We start from the raw sequence: 25,102 nt of genomic DNA, 5'->3' as shown, positions 1-25,102 counted from the left end.
TCCCCTTATTATTTTTTTATTCGCGAATTTTTCGCATGCTCTTCTATCCACTCACCCCAAGGTGCTGGAACTTCAAATGAATAGCCTGGTTTTGTTGGGTCTACGAGTTTTGGAGCTGTTCCACCTTGGTTTAAAGGATTTGATTTGTATCCAGCTTGAGGTATTGTATTTTCTTTTAAGAAATCGTCAAACCACCTTGGAACGTCTAATTCAACAATATCAGCATTTCCGCCTCTCACTTCATTTTTAAAGTAATTTGAATGCTCCCCATTATCTATACTTATATTTAAATCAGTATCTTTTTTGGGTATTGTTACTGTACCATCTTCATTTACTTGTATACGCTGTTGGCTTGACTTAGTACCCTCTCCACCTTGAACTCGTCAATATGTTACTACATCATCACCCGTACCCTTAGTAACTTCAGTCTTAGCCTTATCTCCCTTTACCTTCTCTTTAACCTTCCCCAAATCACCCTTAGAAACCTTAACCGACCTACCAGAAATCTTCCCGCCTCTAAAACCATAAACACTCCCAATTAAACTGCTAAAGATAATGGAATTAGATTCTAGCTTCGATAACCCTTCTCCAGTCCAAAGATTATATCCTTCTTTGGCTGCTTGGATTTGTTCGAGGTAAATATCTGAATCAGGCTCGTTGTCTAACTTGATTCCTCCCTTTTTTATAGCCTCATTATATGCTAGGCTGGCTTTGACGAGCTTTTTCTCGTATTGGCTGAAGTCATACTTCACTTCTGTTTTGCCAGCGGTTTTCTTAGTGGTGTTTTCTTTGCTGGTGCTTTTAACAAAATGATTGGAAACTTTCTTTACGTTATTGTTTACATCGTGTGATTTAAACATAGCCATACTTGGACCAAGTGGAGAGAGTTGGCTGTTAGGTTGATAAATATTTGTCAGGGAGCCTTTATATGAACACTTTTACAATATCTGAACTCCATAATCCTTGTGTTGAGCACCACCACAAAATCAACTTGGACTGACGAAAGGTGAGCCAACAATTTCTGTAAGCCCACCCTGTCAATTTCTAATGCTTCTTCATTTAGTTTTGCGCCACTAATTCCTTAATTGGCAGCAAAGTAATGGAGTATTAGTGGATTATCTACTTTTTTTAACTGGCTGATTAAATAATTTTATCTGTATAATAAAGCAACCCTACCAGATAAGTAATTTCTAAGTTAACCATCAACTAAATCAATTCTCCATACCTTTAAGATTTCTCTTACTCATAATTTGTAGCAGCAATAAAATCAAAAGCACCTGTTGAACTAATTTCATTTTTATATTCAAAATTATATATTAAAATTACTGCATTATATGATTTCTTTAGGTTTATACTTTTCTGGATTTTTGGGATGACAATTTCTTCATACGAACACCCATCTAATAAAGCTGAAATATCACTACTACTATTCTTATAGACCGCTTTTTCTATAGTATCCTCATCTGTTTCATCCATATCAATATTAAAATCGATAAAGAATTGGGAAGGAACAGACTCGCCATCCTCATCATACGTTAAATCAACATACTCTCCTATTGAGTCCTCATCGTTAATATTCCCTAACCAAATTGAAACCCATCCTTGTTTTTCCATTATAGTATCCTCCTACTTTAATCTTAGACCTTGTGGTAAAGACGAAACGCCACCCTCTAATCTATAATTAGCCCAATTATTAAGTCGTCTAACAAATGTATTATAGTCGCTAGAAGTATCTATTATTGCTAACAATTCATTATGTGCTTTAGTTGAGCCTAATCCTCCATGAACACCGTTTGGATTTACAAATTTAACATCGGATATAGCTGTTCTTAAATCTTTAATCTCTTCAGCACCAATATTCCAATACTTAAATTGCGGAGCCCTTGAAACTAAGTGCCACTCATGTAAACCTCCAGGTTCTCTAAGTTGACGTTCAATTTTCTTTCTAATCTTTTTATCTTTCCAAAGTTCGTCTAGTTCACTACTTGTAAGGGAATTGAAGAATTTATTAAAATTCCCACTCTTTGCAGTTGGTATATCATCAACAGTTAATTTAGTTATATCTTTAACATTATCTATACCCTTAGTAACTTCAGTATTAGCCTTATTTCCCTTTACCTTCTCCCTTATCTTCCCCAAATCACCCTTAGAAACCTTAATCGACCTACCAGAAATCTTCCCGCCTCTAAAACCATAAACACTCCCAATTAAACTGCTAAAGATAATGGAATTAGATTCTAGCTTCGATAACCCTTCTCCAGTCCAAAGATTATATCCTTCTTTGGCTGCTTGGATTTGTTCGAGGTAAATATCTGAATCAGGCTCGTTGTCTAACTTGACTTCTCCCTTTTTTATAGCCTCATTATATGCTAGGCTTGCTTTGGCTGCATCTTGATCTGTGCGACCGTTTTTGCTGAGGACCCATGTATTGCCTACGAGCTTTTTCTCGTATTGACTGAAGTCATATTTCACTTCTGTTTCGCCAGCGGTTTTCTTAGTGGTGTTTACTCTGCTGGTGCTTTTAACAGAATGATTGGAAACTTTCTTTACGTTATTGTTTACATCGTGTGATTTAAACATAGCCATACTTGGACCAAGTGGAGAGAGTTGGCTGTTAGGTTGATAAATATTTGTTAGAAAGCCTTTATATTTTAATTGGCTTTTGCTTAATCCAGTTTGCACTAGCTGGTATGTTTTATGGACTGGTAGTTCACTAATTCGAACGGCTTCTTTTATCATGCTAGGGGCATATGGGACAAATGGTATTGCACCAATCATGCTTTGGGTAATGCTTGCTTGGCGCTGTTCATCTGTGAGTTTGTTGCCGAACATGTCTTTTCCTGTTAGATATTCCGATAGTCCATTTGCTGAAATAAGGCCATAAATGCCCATTTCTGTTTGTTCTAGTTTAGTAAAGGTGCGGACATTTTTATAAGCGTCAAGCGCATTATCGGCTGTATGAATCGCTTTTGTTGCTGAATAAATGCCTTTTCCGCCTTTAAGGGCTCTTCCTGCCCAGCCGACAATTGGAATGAAGCCTGCGGCTGCCATTGCGCCAGCGGCTACTCGTTGTCCTGCCGTCAGCTTTGCACCTGTAACGGGATCAACTCCGTCTTTAGCTCGTATGTAGTCATAATAACCAGTTAGTTCTCCGGCGAAGGTTTTCGTGCCCTCCCATAGGTCTTCATACCATGGGCGATTTGCTATTTCCCTTGCTTCTTTCTCTTCCTTTTTATAGGAGAGATAGCTGTTAGTTTGTGTCTTTGCTTCTACCATGGACTGATAGGCATCACTAGATTGATAGGCTTCTGCATCAAAATGGATGGGTGAAATACTGCTTCCTTGTCTTGTTGCTTCCATTAAAGATTGGAAAAGGGCTTGAACATAATACTCTTCTCCTTGTGAAGAGAGATATTCGTCTTTTAACTCTTGATCGACTTCCTCGACTGCATCCACCGTTTTGGTACGTTTTTTGCTTGCATCCATCATCAGATCGTCAAACCGGGAGCGAGAAAAGGGTGTTAAAGACACTAGATCATCAATGTCCCTAAAAATTTTCTCTAACGCTTTTCGTTGCTCACTAATCATTTCGTCTGCACGACGTTCTTTCTCTATGTGCAAGCTCTTCTTCTAAAAAAGCTGTTTCCACACGAGAATGGCCGCCTAATTCTTTATCTTCTATCCTTGCGCTAACGCCTTCAAAGAAGGCAATCTGTCTGTCAATCAGCCGCTGCCATGCTTCTACCACTTCCAGCTGGCCCTGATAAAAACCTTTAATTGATTCAGCACCTTTGCCTTCAAAGTCATCTAAATCAACAATTTCCTGGAAGGCTTTGTGCAGCTGTGTAAACTGTGTGCGCAGTTCTTTATAGTGCTTGGCCCTTCCTTTCATTGTATCACGTAAACTAGATGAATCTAAAACTTTCATTTTTTCGCCTCTCTTTTACACGGATGATAGGTCCTTTATTTAATAAATAGCCAGGATATCCCATATCCTTTTATTGTAAAAAAGATGGATAGGTGTTTAAATAGGGAATTAGTTGGAAAATACAGTTAAATATTAGTCTCAAATCTAAAACACATGAATACAAAATTGGGATTAATCTATTTAAAATTTCCTTTATGATAGGTGTAATAACAGGAAGGAGCGGGTGATTGTAGATGCGAGTAATACAACTACTAATAATTTAATGTCTATAATGGGTATTTGCATTGGTATTGATATTTACTTAAACCCATCTAGCGCTTTACTACCAATATCATTAATATTGTATTTTATACTCTGTATTCTTTCTATAATAAATTATTTACAAAAAAAATAGCTGACGCATAGCTTCTTGATACAACAAAAAAAGAGCATGAAAGATTTCAATGCTCTTGAAAAATAATCCTCATTCTCCCCCTGAATGTCCCTCAAAATAAGCTCGAAAAACTCTCTGACTAATCACATTAGCTGCACTATGCGGCTGGGCATAGCCATCAAGATAAGCATTAGGTACAATAACCGCTATCGAAATCTGCGGATTATCGTAAGGTGCATACCCTGCGAATGAGAGATTCCACGTCTTCACACCTTTTTTATAGGATTCAGAAGTTCCTGTTTTCCCTGCGGCATCATAGGCTTCATTGGCAAAATAGCTTCTGGCTGTTCCTTGTGAACCATGAGTTACCTGCCTGAATCCTTGTTGAACCCTTTCTAACATTTCATCATTCATATCTATTTTATTCAGTACCACAGGTTCTATTTCATCCACTACTTTTCCAAGCCCGTTGTCTGTATTATCGGCTTCACGGATTTCTTTGACAAGCTGTGGTTTCATGCGGTAACCGCCGTTGGCTATCGTGGTAATATATTGGGCAATTTGCATTGGTGTATAGGTGTCTAATTGGCCTATAGCGATTTGAAAATAGGTGCTGATATTTTTGCCTTTAATTCCTGCTGTTTCATTCGGAAAGCCAATTTCTGTCGGAATGCCTAAGCCGAATTGGTTAAAATAGTAGCGAATTTGTTCTATTTTGTCTGGATTGATATTTAATGTGCCATTAGGGATATACTTGCCGTCCATCATTTCAATCGCGGTCTTCCACATATATACGTTGGATGATCGTTCAAGGGCTTTTAAATCATTGAGTACCCCCATGGATTGGTAGGAAGAAAAGGTCCCTGAGCCTTTAAATCTCATCACTTCATCTAGCACTGTTTCGCCTATGTCTCTAACTCCTGTCTGATAACCGGTTAAAACTGTTGCTCCTTTAACGACAGACCCTTGTTCAAAGGCATATGTAAAGGTTCCTGGTGTGTAATCTGTAAATTTCTTTGTCTTTCGGTCATACACTTGTCCTGACATTGCCAGAATCCGGCCAGTTTTCGGCTCCATTGCCACAACGAAAGCTGTGTCGAGAAGATTGGTATGCGGCTTTTGAATGGATGCGATTAACTCTTCTTGCATAATTTTTTCCACTTGTGCCTGAAATTCCATATCTATCGTCAGCACGAGATCATTGCCGCTTTTTCCTTTAGACACAATCTCTGAGTCTATGATTTCTCCGTTTCTGTTCGTAATCGTATTTACGATTTTTTTTTGGCCTTGCAGCACACTATCGTAAAGCTCTTCGATATAGCTTTTGCCGACCCGATCATTCCGTTGATACCCTTTAGCTGTATAGTAGTCTAGTTTATCTGCGGGAAGACCTTCATCTGTACTCGTTACCTCACCAAGCATATTAATAAAGGTGTTTCCGAAGTTGTGCGCTCTCTTCCAATCTGTTGTTACATCAATTCCCGGCAGTTTTTCAAGTGTTTCAGCTGCTATTGCATATTCTTCATTTGTTACCTTTTCGTTTTTTAGCACAGTTTTTGAGAATGCTGGCGCTGTCGACAGCTTACGGTATATGGCTGCTAAATTTTTATCAATCGTTTGCAGCTCCTCTTCTTTAATACGCTCTAATTTTATTTTGTATAAATCCTTGTCTTTTACTTTCTCTTCTTCATATAATTTCTTTTCTGGCTCTGTAAGCAGCTCTTCGCCATTGTCATGTTCTAGAAGCCATATATCTTTTAAGTCACGTGATGTTACTTTTTTTATGTCTTTATTATTCATTACAAGAAATCCGGCTATTTTTTTGGACCGTTCAAGCAGCTCTTCCGGTTGAGGATTTAGCGGCGGTGTAAAGGTGATTGCCTTTTCCGGAATATTATATACTACTAGTTTATGATTTGTATCATATATTTTTCCGCGTGGTACGGAGGAGCTAACAGACGTAACTTCCGTTGCTTTCACTTGAGCGGCATATTCCTCACCACTCACAATTTGAATGATGCCAAGGCGCACGATAAGTACGGAAAACAATATAAACACGGCGAAAAAAAGACCAGTAAGTCTTAGCCGTAATTGATGATTTGCTTTTCTACTTTTTTTAGTTTTTTGCTTCAAAGTAATCTTACCTTTCCGTATTGGAATTCAGCAATTAAATACTACAAATGTAGTATTTAATGAAGAATAGACCCAAAAAGACTAGAAAATCTTTTTGGGTTACTTTTTAGAATAGTTTTTTATCCTTTAAGATTTGCTTGGCAATTTTCATCGCTTCGCTTCCGCTAGCTTCTTTTCTATTGTTTTGGATATTGACTGCAAAATAATAGCTATGCTTGCCTTTTTCTATGAAACCAACAAACCAGCCATTAACATCTTGTTCGTTTATCGTGCCTGTTCCTGTTTTTCCATATAATTGGCTGTTATGATCGTCATCAAGTAACAACGTATCTTTAATTGTTTGAACATTTTCTGCTTTAAAGCCAAGCTTATTTTCTGATAGTCCATGTAATAACTGCACTTGTTCAATTGGTGATATTTTCAGGGTAGATTCCATCCAATAGTTTTCCAAATCACCTGACATATCCTTATTCCCATAATTCAGCTTATCAAAATAAGCATGCAGCTGCTGTCTGCCTACCTCTTTATCCAGGTTTTGAAAATACCAATTGACTGAATTTCGCATGGCAGAGGATAAGTTATGATCTTTATCCCATTCTTTATACGGATTCTGTTGTCCATTCCACTTCTGTTCAGACTCCAGATTAGATATAACGTTAGCTTCTAAAGCGAATAGCCCTGAATAAATCTTGTAGGTACTATCAGGTGAAACTCTCTTTTTGCTTCTTTCTTGGTTGTATATTTGATACTGTTCACTAGCTGCATCGTATAAAACAAAGCTGCCTTTATAGCCTTTGAAATAACTACTTAAATCTTCATACGTAGTATTTTTTCCGTTAAAATGAAACACATCATTTGAAGTAGCCAATACTGTTGTCAGTGGCGTTATGCAGAGCACTAATACACTTAAAAACAGATAAACTGCTTTACTTTTCCATTTTAACAAGCTGGATTCTTTCGAAAAGCTGGCAATATGCAGGATTCTTTGTTTGATTTGTTTTTTTGTTCCGCCGATACCTGAAGCAAACAATTCAAAAGACTTCCCTTGTTTGTTACCTGCAAAGTGAATGATCGTATGGCCGTATTCTAGATAGCCCGCCTCATCCAATAGATTTAGAACAGAATCATCACAAGCTAATTCGCGGTCCATTCGCAGCCTTTTTTGGGCATACCATACTAGTGGATTAAACCAATATACGATTTGTAAAATCCACATTAGATAATTAACCAGCATATCTTTGTTGCGATGATGTGTCAGCTCATGCAGAAATACATATTTCATTTCCTTGATGGTGAAAGCTTCCTGCATGTTTGTTGGCACAAGAATATACGGCTGCATGACTCCAAACGTAATTGGCGTTGTAATAAGACCAGTCTCTTTGAGGATTATTTTTCTTTTAATCCCTACGGCCTGTTTGCACTCTTCCAACAGCTCATTGACTCTAGTATTGTTAATCGTAACAGCAGATTTTTTCAACCTGCTAATTTGATAGTTTGAATAAAAAAAGAATCCAAGGCAAACTATCATGCCGATCATCCAGACAGCAAATAAACTGTCATGGACGATTGCTGGAGTTGTATTGTTAACTGAAATAGAAAAATCACGCATTATTTCCGTATCAGCTTCTTGAGAAGCGGTTGCGCCACTTATTGCTTCACCATGAGACATTGTTTTGTCCGAAAACGTCAGCAAGCTCTGAAGTGATTGCAGTCCTTCACTTAACCCGAAAAATTTCCATGGCAAGACGGATGCTAGGAGCGGCACAAACAGAAATAGCCAAATACGATAATGCGCTTTTACTGAGAGATGTTTGGTTAATAATTTTTTTAGCAAGAGAATAGTGCAAATAAGAAGGGATACCGCAATCGTACTAAGCAATAGCTGTTGTATGACGACATCCATTATTTATCGCCTCCATTTTTCTCCCTCATTGCTAAGATTTGCTTTAATTCTGAAATGTCTTCATTGGACAATTTATCATTTTCGATAAAATTTAATACCATCGAATTTAAGGTACCTCCGAAGAACTGATTAAGAAAGTTATCGCTTTTTTGCTCAATATATTCGTGCTTTTCAACGAGTGAAGTATAAAGAAAAACTCTTCCGCTTTTTTTGGCCTGCAATGCCTTTTTCTTTACAAGCCGAGCCAGCATCGTATGGATTGTGTTCGGCTTCCAGTCAAAATCTTTAGCGGACAACTTCTCCACTACCTCTGGTGTCGAGATTGGCTCATATTTCCAAACTATATTCATCACTTCATATTCTGCTTCTGATATTTGGGGACTTTTACTCACAACGAAACCTCCTACTTTTACATCTGTAGTATTTATTATAGCATGAAGGCTTCGTTGCTTAAAGCATCGTTCTAATTTAACTTCCCCTTACTGCATCCCAAAATAGGCATACAGCTTTTCGATTAATGATTTATTCAGTTGGGTGGCTGAGCTTCCTTTTGTATAATTCTCTACAAGGGAAAGCATCAGAAAATTATCTTGCTCTGTATCAAAGGCGAGCAAAAAGCTGTTTTCATTGCCTTTTTCGCCTTGTTTCGATTTTAATTCTGCTGTTCCGGTTTTTGCAGCTAGCTGATATTGTGGGTTATAAAGCAAATGTGCGGTACCATTTGGATTGCTTACCACTTCTTTTAAGCTTCTTACCATTTCTGCCGCTGTTGAACTTAAAATAGCTTCTTTTGTTTTGGTACTGCCATTATCTGCGAGTAATGTCGGATAAACTATTTTCCCTTCATTCTGAAAAACAGTGTACATGACAGCCTGTTGAATAGGATTAATCAATAATTCTCCTTGACCATAAGCCGTATCTGCCAGAAGGATATCCGATTTAAATGTTTTTTCACTAGAAATCTGTGCTGGATTCATGGCTATTGGCAATTCTAACTCTTCGCCGAAAATAAACTTACTTAACCCATTTCTAAACACGTCTTCTCCCATTTCCAGTCCCTCTTGCGCAAAATAAATATTATCAGAATAAATTAACGCCTTGTGCATATCTACATTTTGCACATCGGAAACGCGGGTAACGGAATAGCCTCCCCAGCTTCCATCCTTTTGCCAGCTCAATCCATTTATTTGTCGGAGCTTATCTGGATAAGTGACATTAGCATCAAGGCCAATACTGGCGGTTATTGTTTTGAATGTTGAGCCAGGTGCATAGCCAACCGCAAATCGGGAAATAAATGGTTTATCCTCGTCCTTCGCATAGAAATCATAGTCCTGTTGAGAAATGCCTTGAACCATTTTATTAGGATCATAGGACGGAGAACTTACTAAAGCATATAGCCCGCCTGCTTTCGGGTTCATGACAACAGTTGAGCCTGCTTTGCCAGCAAATTGTTTAAATGCTTCTGATTGTATGTAAGAATCAATTGTCAGCTGAATATCTTCTCCATCTGCTTTTTCTACTTGTTGAATGACTTGCTTCTTTTCGCCATTTGCAGCAACAATTGATATCTCTCCACCGTCCTTGCCACGCAATTGCTTGTCAAAGGCCATTTCCAACCCTGCTTTTCCAATCAAATCTCCATCAGCTAAACGGGGATTTTTATCGATATCTTCTTTCGTTACTTTTCCGATATAACCAATTAAATTCGCGGCCGCTTCTTTCAAAGGATAATACCGCAGTTTAATAGTTTGATAGGACACTCCTGTCACTGGTTTCGCTTTACTTGCTTCCATTGTTTTCATCGGAACAAATAAATAATCTTTGACCCAGCTTTGATCTAGTTTTTTATTTATTTCTTCTAGCGATAGATCAAATTGTTCGCTTATATTTTGAAGATTATCCTCTTTTTCCTGTCCTTCGCCTAAATCCTTCGGAACAATTCCCATCGACTTAAAGTTTTCATTGATTGCCAAGCCATTCCCTAGATGATCTTGAATCTCTCCTCGTTCTGCTTTAAAGTATTGATATGCTATTTTATCTTTGCCTTCCATGCCAGGGAAAATTAACGAAGGTTCCCACTTCACTACATAATTATCATCCGACTTAATTATTTCTGTTTTATATTTCAAATTCTCTAAACTTCCTAAAGGAGTTGTGAAGCTTAATTGATAAGACAATTCATAAAGATTGGTTTTCACCTTTTCTAATGAAATCTGTGAAGCATGTATATCCGTTATATTTAAACCATTGAATATACGATTATATTTATCTGTTACTTCTGCCAATGTATAATCTAACGATTTATATGATTGTTCATCGAGTACATTGTTTAACTTCTTATACTCCTTTTTTTCTAAAATTTGAATATAACTTTTTGCTGCTCCTTCGAATGAAGCATAATCATTTTTGTTCAGTAATGTTAGAACTAAATAAATCCCCCCGATACTCAATAAAATGATTAAAAACGATAGTAAATAAGGTTTAAATCTCTTACGATTGTTTTCGACTCTACTATTCAAGCTCAATCACTTCTTTTCTTTTTTTATAATACTACAAATGTAGTAATTAATACAAAACTACATTTGTAGTATTTATGAAATTATAGCATAGATTATTCCAAAGGCAAATCAACTTAGGTAATTTTATAGATGGAAGTAGCATGCAATGGGCATGTACTACTTTCCGAAAAAATTAAAGAGCGTTGAGAATTCTCAACGCTCTAACGTATTATATTAAGCTTTCTTCTCTCCAGGCTTAGATCCTTTAATAAAGAAAGCCAACAAAAATGCAACTATTGTCAAGTAAGTTGCAATCATAAAGGCATCATTGATTCCCATGACTGTTCCTTCCTTCGCTGCTTGAGCCATGCCAAGCTTATCTGTCGGCAGTATGTTATGCAGCTTCATCCAGTCTTTAGCATGGTTTGTGCCTTGATCTGTCATGATTGATACGAAGAAGGCCATGCCAATTGCGCCAGCAACCATTCGGAATGTATTAACCATAGCAGTTCCATATTTATTCAAGCTTAGACCTAAATCATTAAGTCCTGCAGTAAAGATTGGCATCATGATGAGAGACATACCGAACATTCTAATTGTATAAACCCATAGAATATAGGAATAACTTGTGTCTACTTCTAATCTTGTTAACGCAAATGTTGTCACCATTGTAATTGCCAATCCGATAATAGCAAGCCATTTTGCGCCATATTTATCAAACAGTTTACCTGTGATAGGAGACATGATTCCCATTACAATTCCCCCAGGCAACAGCATGAAGCCAGCTTCTAATGCGCTGAAACCGTGGATGTTTTGCATGTAAATCGGCATTAAAATCATTCCAGAGAACATGGACATTGTAACAGCAACGTTGATGATTGTTGTTAATGTGAACAGCTTGTACTTGAAAATCCTGAACTCTAAGATTGGATGCTTAACAACAAGCTGACGCCATACGAACAGGATAAGGCTGATGCCGCCAATGATAAACATTGTTACTACTTCTGTTGAAGACCAACCCTTTGATCCAGCTGTTGAAAAAGCGTATAAAATTCCGCCAAATCCAATTGTTGAAAGAATAACTCCTAAGGAATCTAACTTTGGTCTGCTTGTTTGTGTGACGTTTTTCACGAAGAAGATCGCAAGAATAAAGTCGATGAGAGCAATTGGAGCAATAATGTAAAAGATAACGCGCCAATTGTAGGATTCAATAATCCAGCCAGCCCATGTAGGACCAATTGCAGGAGCGAAGTTCATTGCCACACCGAAGATACCCATGGCAAATCCGCGTCTATTTAGTGGGAAAATAGTGAAAATCACATTCGTAATTAATGGGAATAAAATACCCGCACCGATTGCTTGTACTACCCGTCCAACAAGCATGATTGGGAACGTGCCAGCCATTGCACAGATTAATGTACCAACAGCAAATACTCCTATTGAAAATAAAAATAATTGCCTTGTCGTAAATCTCTCCATCAAAAAGGCAGTAACCGGAATAACGATACCATTCGTTAACAAAAATATCGTACTTAACCAGTTCGCTTGCACTGCATCAATTTTAAAATGAGACATAATATCAGGCAACGCTACATTTATAACCGTCTGATTTAAAAACGCAACAAAAGCCCCTGCCAGCAGAACAGCAAATATTGGTGTTGTACTAGAAGGTTTCGTTGCAGCTTTAGCAATAGTATTCAATTGTCTTTTCTCCTTTTATTTAGTTTTCCTTTATAAGTCAACAGAGAACGACTAGATAGTCAAATTCTAATATGCTCATAAAGAGAAATACTATACTAGTAGAATTAAAATTGGATTAAAAAAAAGTAAGTTTTTTATTAATCCGCTAAAATTCACTATGTTTCCATTTTGTTTACCTGTTTTCTTAAGTATTAAAACCTTTCTTCATTTGAGGATATAGTAAAAAGCCTCTATCTTGAGTGATAGAAGCTACTATGTTAAAAGCCGTCAACTTCGGCACTATTTCATTTATTTTTTTTAATTATAAAAAGGAACATAAATCCAGCTTATCTGGGATTTTAAAAATGCTCAGCTTAGATTCTCAATGTGATTTTGTTCATAATGTCGTCCTATTACAAGCTTCTTCTTAGTTTTAACTATAGAATGTTTAATTACTAATAAAAGTATAAAATAAATTTTCACCACTTCTATCCTAATAATATTGAGATAATCCATTTTTCTTAATGTTATTAGGATATATAAACATTAGTCACACCTTTTTTATAAATGTCCTTAACTTCCCTTAATTGCGTTTTTAGACCCAGGGAAAAAAACTACTATGAACCATACCAAATTGACTACACACAATAAACCAGAACTAATTAGACTTCCAATTATTGTTGAATCATAGGAAATATTGCTAACAAAACTACAAAGTACAATTATGGTTCCTATCATGGTAAGACCTGACAATAAACCCATAGAACAAAATATTGTCATAATAGTTTTAAAGTATTTTACTCCTAAAAGGAAAAAAGCTAGTGGGATTAAATAACCAAGTGTGCTTATCCCAAAAGATGTCCACATACCAACTGAATTAAAATGATTAGCACCTTCTCCTAGTTCAGATAGAGGAGAGAGAGATACTACGACTATCAAACTACAAAATAGCAGCCATGACACTAAAGTAATAACCATAACTTTTATTTGACGTTTTTTATCCATTTTTCCCCTCATTTTTTTAAATTTATAGTTTTTGTCTAGTTAGGAAGAATCTATGTAAATACCATTACATAGATTCTTCCTAAAAGCTTATAATTGGCAAAAATGCATGTCTAACTATTCGTGAAAGAGCAAACCAATCTGCTTGTTCTCTTGTTGAATTAAAAGAACCTGTAAAACCCGGTGTCATTAATCCTGAATGCTTATTATCTGTTAGTTCACTAGCAGATTCAAAATCAATAATTTTCACATTATTGGTTTCCGTTATTAAAATATTAGCAGGTTGCAAATCACCCATACCAATATTGCAAGAATGGATTTGCTTAAGAGCCATCTTTAACTTTTCTAATATTGGTATTAATGTGTCTGTGTACTCTTTTGGATCTTGATTCTTTAAAAATGGATAGTATGTTGCTAACCAAGTATCTAATGTAACACCTTTTATATATTCCTCAACAAGAAATGTGTGTTCCCATTCTTGAAAATAATCAATAAAATTCACTACTGATTCTACTTTTATTAATCGTTTAAGGATATTAGCTTCATGATTTAAACGAGTTACTGCGTCCCTATTTTGTCCATCTATCCCTGCTTCAGGTCTACCTTCCTTTAAAATCACCTTAGTTTTATTAGTTTTCCAAACAGCTAGATAAACCCCTCCCCATTACTAAAATGTAGAGAAGATTTAATGTTAAATTCACTTAACCTGGAGTTTTCAGAAATTATTTGTTCTTGTTCTCTATCCATTTCTTGTATTATTTTAGGTTCTTCTATAAAATCAGGAACTACATAAGCAACACCACGAACATCAGGAATTATTTTCCAGATGAATTCATTATTGCGGGTATTTTTCTTGCACCTTCAGTAATATGCATTTCAAGAAATGCTCCATACCTTAAATATACATTCCCATCTAACCATCTTTTATCACTTAATATATAAGGTCCTTATGGTAAACCTTTTAATATTTCGTGAAGTTTCACAATAAGAAAAATGAATTCAGATTCATTTAAAGGATATATGGTTATAAATTTCCCTGAACTACCTCTTTCTCCATATTTAGAATTTTTAAGTGCCAACTCTAATTTATTTGCAACAAATTTAAAGATAATATTTTTCTTGATTAGTAAAGATGATACTACTTCTAATGTATCTTGTGCACTATTTGTAGTAGAACTTATGTGTATTTTCCACCCTTGATTTGGCAGAGAGATATTATTAAGTAAGCAATAAGTCCAATGTTCATCGCTTTTCAGAATCCAATGTTGAGGGAGTGATGGTAAAATAAACTTTGTTTCATTTGCTTTTTCATTAGGTGGTACGTAATATTTTTCATTTGGAACAACATACTTCAAGTATCTCAAGTCCATTATTTAACGCCTCCTTCCAATCAAAAATATTGTGAGAAATAATTTCACATATAATTTTTACTAGAATAAATAAAATCAAAATTTAAAAAATGAATGATATTTAGGTGCAAGCCCACTCACAAATATCTGTAGAGTTATTATGTACTAGAATTCATATATGTGTAGGTATATTTTTAAGAAGACTAAAGGAAGATATGAGCTATGTGGTTTTGATATGAAGAAGAGCTCCGTTGTCACATATACCTTGTAAAAGCTCTTGTGGAATGACGACAAGCATCTTCTGCTAGTTCATCTTCCTTTACACTAAACATCACAAGATTCACCCGATATATTTTTGTATATTCTGTATTTTACATATTTACCATATTACCCCCCTTTAAAATTGTCAATAATTAACATCGATATTACTATTTAAATCTCCAATTATTAGGTTGAAATAACTATAATAAAAAAGAATATATTTAATTACAGTAAGTGATATAAGCGGAGTTGTATCATAAAAATAGTAATTATTTTTCTTTTTAAATTTCCCAAAAAACAATAGGGCTTCTTTAACTTAACTATATTTAACCAAATTTCCCCTGTGACTTCACAAAAACTCACTATAGTATCAACTTAATTCATATCGCTAATGCAATAATAAATTTAATCCGTACGTTTAACAAAGTAACTATTTAAAACAGCTCTGAACTTTTATACTGCTTAATCGCAAGAATTATATCTGCCGGCGTCTATTTTTCAAACTTTTTTATCATTTTTCGAACCTGATTGTATAAGTTTCATTGTATCAATATTTAAATTAGCATATTTTCACAAATATTATGTAAGTTCAATTTTCTTCAAATAAGAAAAAGACATTTTAGAAAAGCTAAAATGTCCCTACTCTTTAATCTATGCTAATCGGGAGCAAAATCTCCACTTCTGTACCTTCATTAACCTCACTTGCATAACGGATTTTTCCTTTATGTGCCTGAACAATCCGGTAACTGACCGTTAACCCTAAGCCTGTTCCTTTTTCTTTTGCTGAATAAAATGGTTCTCCGAGTCGTTTGATTCTGTCCTTTTCTATTCCGCAGCCATCGTCCTTTACTTTTATTCGGATGAAGCCGTCTTTTGTATTTTTCATGGTGATGTTTACTTTGTTGGAATCTGCTTCGATTGAATTTTTAATAATGTTAATGAACAGCTGTTTTAATTGGTTTGGCTCACAATCTATTTCTGGGAGTGCGCCTAGTACTTCTAATTTTGTTTCTACTCCATACAGATTTGATTGAGATTCAAGCAATCCAAATACAGAGCTCATAATGCTTTCTACTCTTGCTTTTTCATATGCCAGTTCTTGTGGTTTTGCTAGTAATAATAGCTCACTAACGATATCGTTAATTCGGTCGATTTCATCTAAGACAATTTGATGAAAGGTTTTGTCTGATGGTTTGTTATCTGATTTCATTAGCTGAATAAATCCGCGTATGGAGGTAAGTGGATTTCTGATTTCATGGGCAACACTTGCTGCCAATTCACCAGCGACAGACAGCTTTTCTGCTTTGCGGAGCATCGCTTCCGTTTCTTTTATTGCGGTAACATCTCTGCCATAACCTATAACACCGACGATTTCGCCGTCCAACATCATTGGAAAAGTAGTACAGGATATATCACTGATACTGCCATCTCTTTTTTTGATTTTTGTTTCTTTTGTAGATGATTTGCCTTGAAGAACATGAGATAATAATGAGTTCCTGAGAAGTTCTTGAAATTCGTCTGTAACTAAGCTGACGATTTCTTTGCCAATAAACTCTTCTGCGCTGTAGCCTGTTATTTTCTCAAACTGGCGATTTACATTCACTACTTTTCCGTCTAAATCAAGGACATACACCATATCCGGGTTATTTTCAAAGAGGGACTGATATTGCTGCTTTGTTGTGCTCAAGTCCTTTTCTGTCATTAGATGATCTGTAATATCACGGCCAATTATTACTAATGAGTGGCGGCTTCCATCATCATTGAAATTAGGGACTTTTATTGTATCAAATGTTCTCGTTTCCCCATTAGGAAGTGAGAGATATTCTAAATGCCGCGTAACTTTGCCAGACTTCCATGCATCTTCATCTGATTGTTCAATGCTAACAAGTGCATCATGATAAAAGTCTGTAAACTTCGCCATTTCGGAATCCGTTTTCCCTCTAAAATCGAGACCTTCTAACTGAAAAAACTTCAAACCAGCTTCATTTACCTCAAGCCACCGGCCGTCTCCGTCTTTAAACTTCACAAAATCAACCATTGAATTAATCAGCGTTTGCAGCTGTTTTTTCTCTTCTGTTACGGTTTCGAATTCCTCTTTTCTGACAATGAGGACATAAATAAGAATACTAGTAAAACAAACATATAAAATTCCTTTTAATTTTTGCAGAAACAGCATAGTCGATTTACTGTCGACAAAATTTAGTAAATAATCTGTTCCGAAGATCCATAGTAAACTGACTACTATATATAAATAAAGAAAATTCTTTTTTGACATTGTATTTCTCCTTAATTACATCAATAGCCCTATTTTACTATAATTGGAGTACTAATTGACATGGATTAAATATCCATTTTTAAGAGATGAATATGGATATTTAAAATGCAGACAAAAAAACAGCCAACTTTTTTTGTGGCTGCCATTTTAAGGTTAGTATGCCTGAATACCAAACTTCAACAATTTTTTAGGTAAAATATCATCTAGGTTCTGGATATCAGCGTCGTTTAATTCAATCAAGTTAAATTCGTATTTTTTATAGACCCTTAGTTTTTCTGATTTTCTATGTAAGTACCTTGGATCATTCTCAAGTCCCCAGTATTCTATATAGACTTTACCTACTGGCAAATAAAAATCACAATATACATCTTCTTCAACAGGGAGTTTTCTTTCATATGCATGTACAATCTCAGACATATATAGCCAGTTATCTATTAACATTTCTGCTCTGGATCGTACATAATGACCATCAGCACTTCTGTGTGTTGCTTCAAACTTTTCACGGAACCCTATTGTTTCTTTTTCTTGAACTTCATTTTTTTCTTCGATTGAATCTCCTTTTGCCTCTTTCAAAGCATTAATAATCCTGCTTCTTGTTAGAATACTAGATTTCCAACAGACATAGGGAACCCCTGTCTTATCATATTCTAATTGTTTTCCTCCCACTAATTTACCTAATGGAGTTACAGTCCATCCTTTAACTGACTTTTGAACTAAACCCAATTCAGATAAAATGGGGTTTATTCTAAATTTTGATATTCCAAAATGCTTTCCTAGTGCAGTAGAAGTCAGCAAGTTTTTTTCTTCTTCTTTAGAAGTGAAGATTTTATCCTGCTTAAATTCCTCAGTCCATGCAATATAACTCCCATAACGAGGATGGCTCTTTATTACTCCACCCTTGTTTTTACCTAATTCAGTTAATAACCAGTTATCATCCAGTCTTCTTACTAGGCCGTTATCTGATAACAGCTTAAATACCTCTTTAGCTGGTAACTGTAACTCTTTTGAAAGAGCAGTGGTAGATAAATATTTAATGTCCATCTCGACTCTCCTATCTTTATTCTAAAGAATAACTTTTGGTTTCATCGGTCCTATCAGTGTATATTTAATTTTAATTATATATAAAGCAAAACATAGGTAGTAATCCTTATAACATAAATTCTAAATCATACGAATTCATTATCAATAGCTATAATCAACTAAATTATCTAGGAAAATCATACCATATAATGAAATGAAAGAGTATATCTTATCCTATAAATGTAAAAAATTAAAAATTTTCCAAGGTTCCTAGAATAACACTTCTAATATCCTCTTATCTCAGCATGCTCTATAAATTGATTAAAATTCAGAAACCCGAAAGAGTCAACTAAGGGATCAACTAAATCCCCTCTCCAGCTCATCTGAATTCTTACATCTTTTAAAAGTAAGCAATGTACAGGCATATATATAAGAATCTAAATGAAAATTCACTTAGCTCTTAATACAGACCTCCCTTTATACAAAACTAGTATCGCAATAAGAAGCACACCCATAAATGCTGGCATAGCATGCCCTATTGCTACATAGATTTGCCCTCCAATGAAAGGGCCGGTTATTCTTGCTAAAAATTGAATTCATTGACTTACACCTATAACCCTGCCTTGTTCACTAGCATGAGTCTTTCCACCCGTGTCATGCTGCATTAACCATATTATAGTGAACTTTTTGTTTCTTTTTTAACAATATCAAAAAAAGGGATTTGAAACGGAGATTTCGCGTTTCAAATCCCTTTCTTAAATTATCCTAAATCCCCGCTTTCCATTTCCTCTTTAACATCTATTGCTTTGCTCCATACATTTCGCTTATGCCACTTAAAATACACTTTATTCTCCGGATTCAGCTTAATCTTCTTCTTCGTTAATAAGCTATATTTCAAGTAGTCCTCCTCCTTTATTTCAGGAGATATATGCAATCTTCCTTGCCCATCAAATGCTATTTTGCCGTTTTCGTATAATGCATCATGATTGCAGCAAAGCAGTAAGCCGTTATATGGATCAATTCGCTCTTCGTTCGTGCTGTCTTTCCATGGCTTAGAGCGGCTTGCTCGCAGCAGTTCTGGAAGGTCTATATCACAAAGGGCACACTTACAGCCCCACAGTTGCAACAAATCTTTTTTGAATCGTTGCTGACCTAGTCTGATTTTTGTTTTAACCTCTGACTCTGTTTCGGCAATTACTGGAATCAAAGTATTATGTTCTGTTACTTTAATATAATCCATGGATAATTCCAATTGCTCTGTATCAATTAAATAGATGTTCAATTCACCGATTAACTCTAGTAGCTTGATTGCTAGTTCTTCGTTACATGGATATAAGTAGCCTGAGTTGCCGCTAGCATCCTCTTGAAATGGTGAATATTTTAAAGGTAGCACTGGGAGAATTTCCGCAAATTTCCCTTTTACATTAACTGATTTATCCAGCTCATAATACTCTAGCTCAACTAAGTAGCCTACTTCGTCATCAAAAAGGTCAGATTGTAAAACAAGAGGTCTTCTTGATTCGATGCAGTCCTCTTTAGCAATGCTGATAGCAACAATATTTCCTTTCACATAGTGAAAAATCCGGTCGCCCTTTTTAACTTCCTTCATTCTTTCCCAGGAATGTTCTATATTGCCGCCCTTATCTATTTGAGGCGACCAAATGATTCCTAAATCCCTTACTTCATGATACTTGCTTCCTTGCATTACGATATATGTGTTCAAACTGCTTCCCCCTGTAACCCGCTTGCTGTGATTCTTATAATTCCGTTTAATTTTTTATTAATGCTTTATCTTTTTATTAAGATAATTGTTGGGTGCGTATAATTTACTATCTATATTTAAGCTTTAGATGCATTTATTTCAGATTATATTTAGTTCTTCATTACTACTTAAATTATATCATAAGTATCGACATTAACGGCTCTCTAAAACACTACAATTCGACTTATTATGACAAGTTTTTAAATCATTGCATTTTTGAAGTCACCATAGTATGCCGCTAAATAGAATTTTAGCTGTTAAACTGACCTTTTTCAAAAATGAATCTTTATTAATAAGTGTTGAATTATCAATGCATACACAATAGTGTCTATATATAGTGACTATTCTATTGATTGCTATCGTTTTTTCAAGATTTTCGTCAATTTTTTATAGTTTATTTCTGTTGAATATTATCCCTTGGAGACTATATTAAGTCCCTAACTAGTCTCTGTTGTTTGCATATGAAAAAGCAAACACATAAGCTCTTCCATAGAGAAAATGATACAATTCACTATATAAACTATTGGATATTGACTATAAAGTCGTTCATTTATATTGGAGGTTGTGATGTGAACATAGACAGCTTAAAAATGTTTTGCCTCGTTGTTGAGGAAGGTACAATCAGCCAAGCAGCCCGCCTAAGCTTTGTTACACAGCCTGCTGTGACAAGGCAGATTAGACAACTCGAAGAAATCTATCAAGCACAGCTGTTTGAGAGAAACGCTGGAAAATTGACCTTATCAAAAGCAGGTGAAATTCTTTATCCATATGCAAAAGAGATGGTCGAGTATTCTAAGCTTTCTTTTGAGGCTATCCAGGAATTGACTGGGAATGAGGAAATCGTTTTAAATATTGGAGCCAGCTCCACAATTGGTGAATACCTATTGCCAGGATTATTAGGACAATTCAGCAAGAGCTATCCTGACTTGAAATTCAGTCTTTCGATCGGAAACACACCTACGGTTTTAGCTAAACTTGAAAATAACGAAATCGATATTGCTTTTGTTGAAGGTGCGGTTGATAACGATAGCTTAATTCGAGAGAAGTTTGCGGATGATGAGCTTATCCTTGTAACCTCTCCTGCCCATCCTTGGAGCAATAAAGAGCAAATAGGTATTCAGGAATTGCTTGATGAAAAAATGATTTGGAGAGAAATTGGTTCAGGTACACGCGTGATTGTTGAGTCTGCATTAGCTGAACATGGCGTACTTGAAAAGATTAAAAGTGCAATGGAGCTGGGTAGCTATCAATCAATTAAAAGTGCGGTAGAAGCAGACTTAGGTGTCAGCATACTCCCAAAGTTAACGGTTACCAGGGAGATCCAATACGGAACATTGCATGAAGTTAAAATAAGCAATTTCCTGATTTCCCGAGATTTATGGATGGTGCAAAAATCTCACCGCTTTAAAAAGTCCGGGTTAAAATACTTCATTCAATATATTCGCCATTAATTTTTTGCAGGGTGCTTCTAGGAAGCACCTGCTTTTTTTAGGTTGTCCGTCATGGGTATAACAGTTGCTTATAGGATATAAAATTATTCAAATATACAATAACTCATTCCTTTGATAGCCTTAATGTATAAGGGTTAGGAGGAAAGTATCTTGGACATTTATATTTGTATTTTACTGGTTATCGTTGGCATTATTGCTGGAGGCTACGGCACAATAGTTGGGTCTGGCGGCGGCTTTATCTTTGTACCTGCTCTTCTGCTCATATTCCATATGGATCCAAAACTTGCAGCCGGCTCTGGTCTAGTGATTGTGTTAATTAACTCTCTCTCAGGAGTTGTTGGATATGCAAAACAAAAACGAATTTCTTATCATACAGGCTTAACACTTAGCGCAGGCGCAATTCCTGGTTCCCTACTCGGAGTTTGGCTCCTGCAAATCTACTCATCCAGCTATTTTTATGTCATATTCGCAACAGTTTTAGTTGCTTTAGGGATTTTCCTATTTGCTAAAAATCCCCCATTTGCGAGCTTAAAAAAGAAAAAGCGGCTATTAAGCAAAGAAGGCAGTGGTGAAGATGAAGTAGCTGCTGCAGTTGAGAAAACTCCTGATTTTAAGGAGACTGCATGTCTGCCATTAGTCTCTATTCTCCCAATCGGGTTTTTTATGGGCATCCTTTCAAGCTACTTAGGAATTGGGGGCGGCTGGCTGCTAGTTCCAATATTGATTTACGCCTTTAAATTGCCAACACATATTGCTACAGCAACATCTATCTTCTCCTTAACCATTTATTCTCTAGTCGGTGTTTTTTCGCAATGGTTCTACAGCAGTATTGATTGGAACACAGTCTTATGGGGCAGTATTGGCGTAATTATCGGTTCACAGATCGGTGTGCTGCTGTCGAGAAAAATTCCAGGCACGGTGATTTTGCAAATGCTGTCTGTGCTGTTGATTATAATTGGTTTTCGGATGTATTTAAGTTGAACATTCTTCGTTCCTAAAGGAGAAGTATTGATATTGCCATATTTCGTTATTAGAAGGTGACAATGAATAGTCACTTGTCTTTTTCAAACAATTATTATCTGTGTTTCAACTTAGATAAAAAACCTTTTATATCAAGGTTTATTTATAGTGTCTAAATATAGTCACTATTATGCTGCAGCCTGCTGAAAAATCTTAAGTATTTTGGTGATTTATTGAATATATAACTCATCTTTTTATAGTTTAGTCTCTATGATTGGTTACCCATAATGCAAACCAGAACGGCCTTTTCAAAATTACCGTCCTACTGTTTGATTATGGGCTAGGCTAAATTATTTAATGAATCTCGTAACTGGGCCCTCGAAACACCTCATTAACATGCCAATTCACAAAAGCCAAATTAGGGTCTGAATTGGTTGCCTGACAATGTTACCCTGAAATTGCATTAACCATTCTTCAAATCCATTCCCTTCTCACTAACGAACAAAGCTTAAGAAATACGGTCATGCTTAATAAAGAATGAAGATAAATAACATTTACGTATTATTTTTCGAAAAATCATCTAATTTTAATATTTGTTTAATCTCATATTGAGATATATAATAAACATATAAAGAAAACGTTTTCAACAACATTCAAAAACTTCGTTACTTCTCAAACTAAAGGGAGGATTTATAATGAGCCGAATCGAAAGAAATTCAAAAGTTCAAGAATTACTTGAGCAGCATTTATTCAATGAGAAAGAAACCGCCAAAATGACGGATTCACAGATTGAATATTATCACTGGCTCTATTTTGTTGATTCAGTTTATGATTATATGTAACAACCATATAAAATAATAAAAACCGGGAAAATCCTTAAGCCGATTTTCCCGGTTTGTTTTCGGTATTTTTTCCAAATGGTTTGTCTCAATCTCTTTCTTATCAAGAATCCCTTTATGTTTTCTGTTTACTAAAATGGCTGAAAATCCGGAATTACATTTGAATTAACCCACTATGTTTATTACATAATAAAATTATTAATTATACATAAACCCCTGGACAGCTACGTATAAAACAAAAAGCGATGTGCATAGATAAAAGATACCCCACCTAAAACTCTTCGTTCTTTTATATTCTCGCAATCCGATAATAATGACTATTGCACTCAGAAGTAGGAACGCTAATGGTTGCAAGGTGAAATTTTGGGTAACTACATTATAAATGCATATAACCATAACAATAGCCGTCAAAATCATTTGAAGTAATAATAATAGATTGAATTTTTTTCCTGCCATTTATCTACCTCCGCAATAATCACTTTTCCCTCTAAATATACGTATAAGGTTAGTAAATGTTTCATTAAGATAACTTGAGCAGAAATTGTTAACAATGTATGTATTTACTTCGTAAACTCGTATTTTCCATAGTCGTCGAATGGTTCCTTATTTATAAAGCAATAATGCCTTAATTATTTCATAAAAATAATCTTTCCACGTTTTATTTTCCATCTTTAAACGCTCCTCCTACATTTTGATTTATCGTAAGGGATAACTATTGCTGCTAACAATTTCTTTCTTAAAGTTGTTATTTACAAGATAAATTCCTAACAAAATGAATATTCCTCCACTTATAAGCGAATAAGAAATAACCTCCTGTAGCAATATATTCCCAGTTAAAACACCAAAAAATGGAGCTAAAAACAAATAAGAACTTGTTTTACCTGGATCTCCTTTTTGTAAGAGAAAATACCATACCGCAAATTGAACGATTGAAGACATGATACTTAACCATAAAAGAATTAATATCGAGTTTTTATTGATATAAAAGAAAGGATCTTCGAGTAAGAAACTTAAAAAGAGGAGTATTCCCCCACCAAATAGCATTTGATAGGCAGAAAGTGCCCATGTATCAAAATGCCTCCCCCACTTATTAACTAATAATGTTGAAATTGCCCAAAAAACAGCGGAGAAAGCTCCAAAAACTATGCCTATATTAAAATCCTTAATTCCGCCCAATATAATTCCAACACCAACAAATCCTAGGACAACACCGCTCCATTGATACCATCTGTAACGGTTACCCATAAAAATAGTCCCAAAAATAATTACTAATAAAGGATTCATAAAAGTTAGGATGGAAGATTCACTGGCTGTAATTGTTCTTAAGCTAATAAAAATACACCCCATTACGCCTGCTGTTTGTAGAGCTCCGATAATTAGGATTCTTCGCCAATTTCTATAACCACTAGGCTGCGGTCTTTTAAATTTCTTTACGATAACAGCCATAATAATGCCAGCAAGAACAAATCGTAACCCAGCCAATAATAAAGGACTTGAATAGCTTAAACCTATTTTACCGATGGCAAATGATGAGCCCATTAATGCAGTAGTCAAGATAATTAATATAAAAAAGTTGTATTTAGTCATTTGTTCAGACCCTCCCAAGCTTTTTTCTCCAAATTTAAAACCTTGCCCTCCCTTGTGATTACGTTTCTTTACTATTATTAT

At 35.4% G+C, this 25,102-nt stretch carries 19 protein-coding genes and 3 pseudogenes; 3 read left to right on the top strand and 19 right to left on the bottom strand.

What is annotated here, in order from left to right; genetic code table 11:
• Nucleotides 1–8 precede the first annotated feature (8 nt).
• The 17 genes and pseudogenes from M3600_RS10315 to M3600_RS10230 all read right to left on the bottom strand — a co-directional run bounded on the left by M3600_RS10315 (nucleotide 9) and on the right by M3600_RS10230 (nucleotide 20,145).
• Nucleotides 9–239 (bottom strand): hypothetical protein, encoded by a 231-nt coding sequence (locus M3600_RS10315; protein ID WP_251645785.1) that lies wholly within the window; start codon nucleotides 237–239, stop codon nucleotides 9–11.
• A 144-nt stretch (nucleotides 240–383) separates the two neighbouring features.
• Nucleotides 384–866 carry a hypothetical protein gene (locus M3600_RS10310; protein ID WP_251645783.1) on the bottom strand — a complete coding sequence of 161 codons (483 nt, stop codon included), beginning with the start codon at nucleotides 864–866 and terminating at the stop codon, nucleotides 384–386.
• A 61-nt stretch (nucleotides 867–927) separates the two neighbouring features.
• Nucleotides 928–1,081 (bottom strand): annotated as a pseudogene (locus tag M3600_RS10305) (recombinase family protein); the annotation flags it as partial.
• Between the two features lie 158 nt (nucleotides 1,082–1,239).
• Nucleotides 1,240–1,614, bottom strand: coding sequence for an immunity 22 family protein (locus M3600_RS10300; RefSeq protein WP_251645780.1), 375 nt, complete (start codon nucleotides 1,612–1,614; stop codon nucleotides 1,240–1,242).
• Between the two features lie 12 nt (nucleotides 1,615–1,626).
• A complete protein-coding gene (locus M3600_RS10295; RefSeq protein ID WP_251645778.1) occupies nucleotides 1,627–3,621 on the bottom strand; it encodes a pre-toxin TG domain-containing protein in 1,995 nt (664 codons plus the stop codon).
• Nucleotides 3,581–3,928: a T7SS effector LXG polymorphic toxin gene (locus M3600_RS10290; protein ID WP_251645776.1), complete on the bottom strand. Its 348-nt coding sequence runs from the start codon at nucleotides 3,926–3,928 to the stop codon at nucleotides 3,581–3,583. The genes M3600_RS10295 and M3600_RS10290 overlap by 41 nt, the downstream gene beginning before the upstream one ends.
• 463 nt (nucleotides 3,929–4,391) lie before the next feature.
• On the bottom strand, nucleotides 4,392–6,434 hold the full coding sequence (locus M3600_RS10285) for a peptidoglycan D,D-transpeptidase FtsI family protein (RefSeq protein ID WP_251645774.1): 2,043 nt from the start codon (nucleotides 6,432–6,434) through the stop codon (nucleotides 4,392–4,394).
• 106 nt (nucleotides 6,435–6,540) lie between these two features.
• Nucleotides 6,541–8,337: a BlaR1 family beta-lactam sensor/signal transducer gene (locus M3600_RS10280; RefSeq protein WP_251645772.1), complete on the bottom strand. Its 1,797-nt coding sequence runs from the start codon at nucleotides 8,335–8,337 to the stop codon at nucleotides 6,541–6,543.
• Nucleotides 8,337–8,729, bottom strand: a complete 393-nt coding sequence (locus M3600_RS10275; protein WP_237942804.1) for a BlaI/MecI/CopY family transcriptional regulator — start codon at nucleotides 8,727–8,729, stop codon at nucleotides 8,337–8,339. The genes M3600_RS10280 and M3600_RS10275 overlap by 1 nt, the downstream gene beginning before the upstream one ends.
• An 87-nt stretch (nucleotides 8,730–8,816) precedes the next feature.
• Nucleotides 8,817–10,856 carry a penicillin-binding protein PBP4(5) gene (pbp4, locus tag M3600_RS10270; RefSeq protein WP_251645771.1) on the bottom strand — a complete coding sequence of 680 codons (2,040 nt, stop codon included), beginning with the start codon at nucleotides 10,854–10,856 and terminating at the stop codon, nucleotides 8,817–8,819.
• A 213-nt stretch (nucleotides 10,857–11,069) separates the two neighbouring features.
• Nucleotides 11,070–12,536: a DHA2 family efflux MFS transporter permease subunit gene (locus M3600_RS10265; protein WP_251645768.1), complete on the bottom strand. Its 1,467-nt coding sequence runs from the start codon at nucleotides 12,534–12,536 to the stop codon at nucleotides 11,070–11,072.
• Between the two features lie 552 nt (nucleotides 12,537–13,088).
• On the bottom strand, nucleotides 13,089–13,520 hold the full coding sequence (locus M3600_RS10260) for a DUF5391 family protein (RefSeq protein WP_251645758.1): 432 nt from the start codon (nucleotides 13,518–13,520) through the stop codon (nucleotides 13,089–13,091).
• A gap of 79 nt (nucleotides 13,521–13,599) precedes the next feature.
• Nucleotides 13,600–14,166: pseudogene (locus tag M3600_RS10255) on the bottom strand (protein kinase domain-containing protein); the annotation flags it as partial.
• A gap of 166 nt (nucleotides 14,167–14,332) precedes the next feature.
• Nucleotides 14,333–14,887 (bottom strand): annotated as a pseudogene (locus M3600_RS10250) (class III lanthionine synthetase LanKC N-terminal domain-containing protein).
• A gap of 886 nt (nucleotides 14,888–15,773) precedes the next feature.
• On the bottom strand, nucleotides 15,774–17,402 hold the full coding sequence (locus tag M3600_RS10245) for a PAS domain S-box protein (protein ID WP_251645745.1): 1,629 nt from the start codon (nucleotides 17,400–17,402) through the stop codon (nucleotides 15,774–15,776).
• Between the two features lie 153 nt (nucleotides 17,403–17,555).
• Nucleotides 17,556–18,443 (bottom strand): glycerol kinase, encoded by an 888-nt coding sequence (locus tag M3600_RS10240; RefSeq protein WP_237942811.1) that lies wholly within the window; start codon nucleotides 18,441–18,443, stop codon nucleotides 17,556–17,558.
• A 739-nt stretch (nucleotides 18,444–19,182) separates the two neighbouring features.
• Nucleotides 19,183–20,145, bottom strand: coding sequence for an HNH endonuclease (locus M3600_RS10230; RefSeq protein WP_251645743.1), 963 nt, complete (start codon nucleotides 20,143–20,145; stop codon nucleotides 19,183–19,185).
• 608 nt (nucleotides 20,146–20,753) lie between these two features.
• On the opposite strand from M3600_RS10230, the gene M3600_RS10225 reads away from it, so the two are divergent.
• The 3 genes from M3600_RS10225 to M3600_RS10215 all read left to right on the top strand — a co-directional run bounded on the left by M3600_RS10225 (nucleotide 20,754) and on the right by M3600_RS10215 (nucleotide 23,437).
• The gene (locus M3600_RS10225) at nucleotides 20,754–21,635 is read left to right on the top strand and encodes a LysR family transcriptional regulator (protein ID WP_251645741.1); all 882 of its coding nucleotides are present in this window, start codon (nucleotides 20,754–20,756) and stop codon (nucleotides 21,633–21,635) included.
• 150 nt (nucleotides 21,636–21,785) lie between these two features.
• Nucleotides 21,786–22,616, top strand: coding sequence for a sulfite exporter TauE/SafE family protein (locus M3600_RS10220; protein WP_237942814.1), 831 nt, complete (start codon nucleotides 21,786–21,788; stop codon nucleotides 22,614–22,616).
• Between the two features lie 674 nt (nucleotides 22,617–23,290).
• Nucleotides 23,291–23,437 (top strand): BH0509 family protein, encoded by a 147-nt coding sequence (locus M3600_RS10215; RefSeq protein ID WP_233315152.1) that lies wholly within the window; start codon nucleotides 23,291–23,293, stop codon nucleotides 23,435–23,437.
• Between the two features lie 195 nt (nucleotides 23,438–23,632).
• Here the strand turns inward: M3600_RS10215 and M3600_RS29350 are convergent, their stop codons facing one another.
• Complete coding sequence (locus M3600_RS29350; protein ID WP_396953806.1) at nucleotides 23,633–23,830, bottom strand: DUF3953 domain-containing protein; 198 nt, start codon at nucleotides 23,828–23,830, stop codon at nucleotides 23,633–23,635.
• A gap of 300 nt (nucleotides 23,831–24,130) precedes the next feature.
• Nucleotides 24,131–25,021, bottom strand: a complete 891-nt coding sequence (locus M3600_RS10210) for a DMT family transporter (RefSeq protein WP_237942815.1) — start codon at nucleotides 25,019–25,021, stop codon at nucleotides 24,131–24,133.
• Nucleotides 25,022–25,102: the final 81 nt, after the last annotated feature.

This window comes from Niallia sp. MER 6, from assembly GCF_023714395.1.
Lineage (GTDB): Bacteria > Bacillota > Bacilli > Bacillales > Cytobacillaceae > Niallia.
This window is presented reverse-complemented; position numbering and strand designations above follow the sequence as displayed.

Bases quoted from the DNA above. Each gene is read 5' to 3' on its own strand.
- M3600_RS10245 (WP_251645745.1), bottom strand. From the start codon at position 17,402: ATGTCAAAAAAGAATTTTCTTTATTTATATATAGTAGTCAGTTTACTA.
- M3600_RS10260 (WP_251645758.1), bottom strand. From the start codon at position 13,520: ATGGATAAAAAACGTCAAATAAAAGTTATGGTTATTACTTTAGTGTCA.
- M3600_RS10210 (WP_237942815.1), bottom strand. From the start codon at position 25,021: ATGACTAAATACAACTTTTTTATATTAATTATCTTGACTACTGCATTA.
- M3600_RS10240 (WP_237942811.1), bottom strand. From the start codon at position 18,443: ATGGACATTAAATATTTATCTACCACTGCTCTTTCAAAAGAGTTACAG.
- M3600_RS10310 (WP_251645783.1), bottom strand. From the start codon at position 866: ATGGCTATGTTTAAATCACACGATGTAAACAATAACGTAAAGAAAGTT.
- M3600_RS10280 (WP_251645772.1), bottom strand. From the start codon at position 8,337: ATGGATGTCGTCATACAACAGCTATTGCTTAGTACGATTGCGGTATCC.
- M3600_RS10300 (WP_251645780.1), bottom strand. From the start codon at position 1,614: ATGGAAAAACAAGGATGGGTTTCAATTTGGTTAGGGAATATTAACGAT.
- M3600_RS10215 (WP_233315152.1), top strand. From the start codon at position 23,291: ATGAGCCGAATCGAAAGAAATTCAAAAGTTCAAGAATTACTTGAGCAG.
- M3600_RS10290 (WP_251645776.1), bottom strand. From the start codon at position 3,928: ATGAAAGTTTTAGATTCATCTAGTTTACGTGATACAATGAAAGGAAGG.
- M3600_RS29350 (WP_396953806.1), bottom strand. From the start codon at position 23,830: ATGGTTATATGCATTTATAATGTAGTTACCCAAAATTTCACCTTGCAA.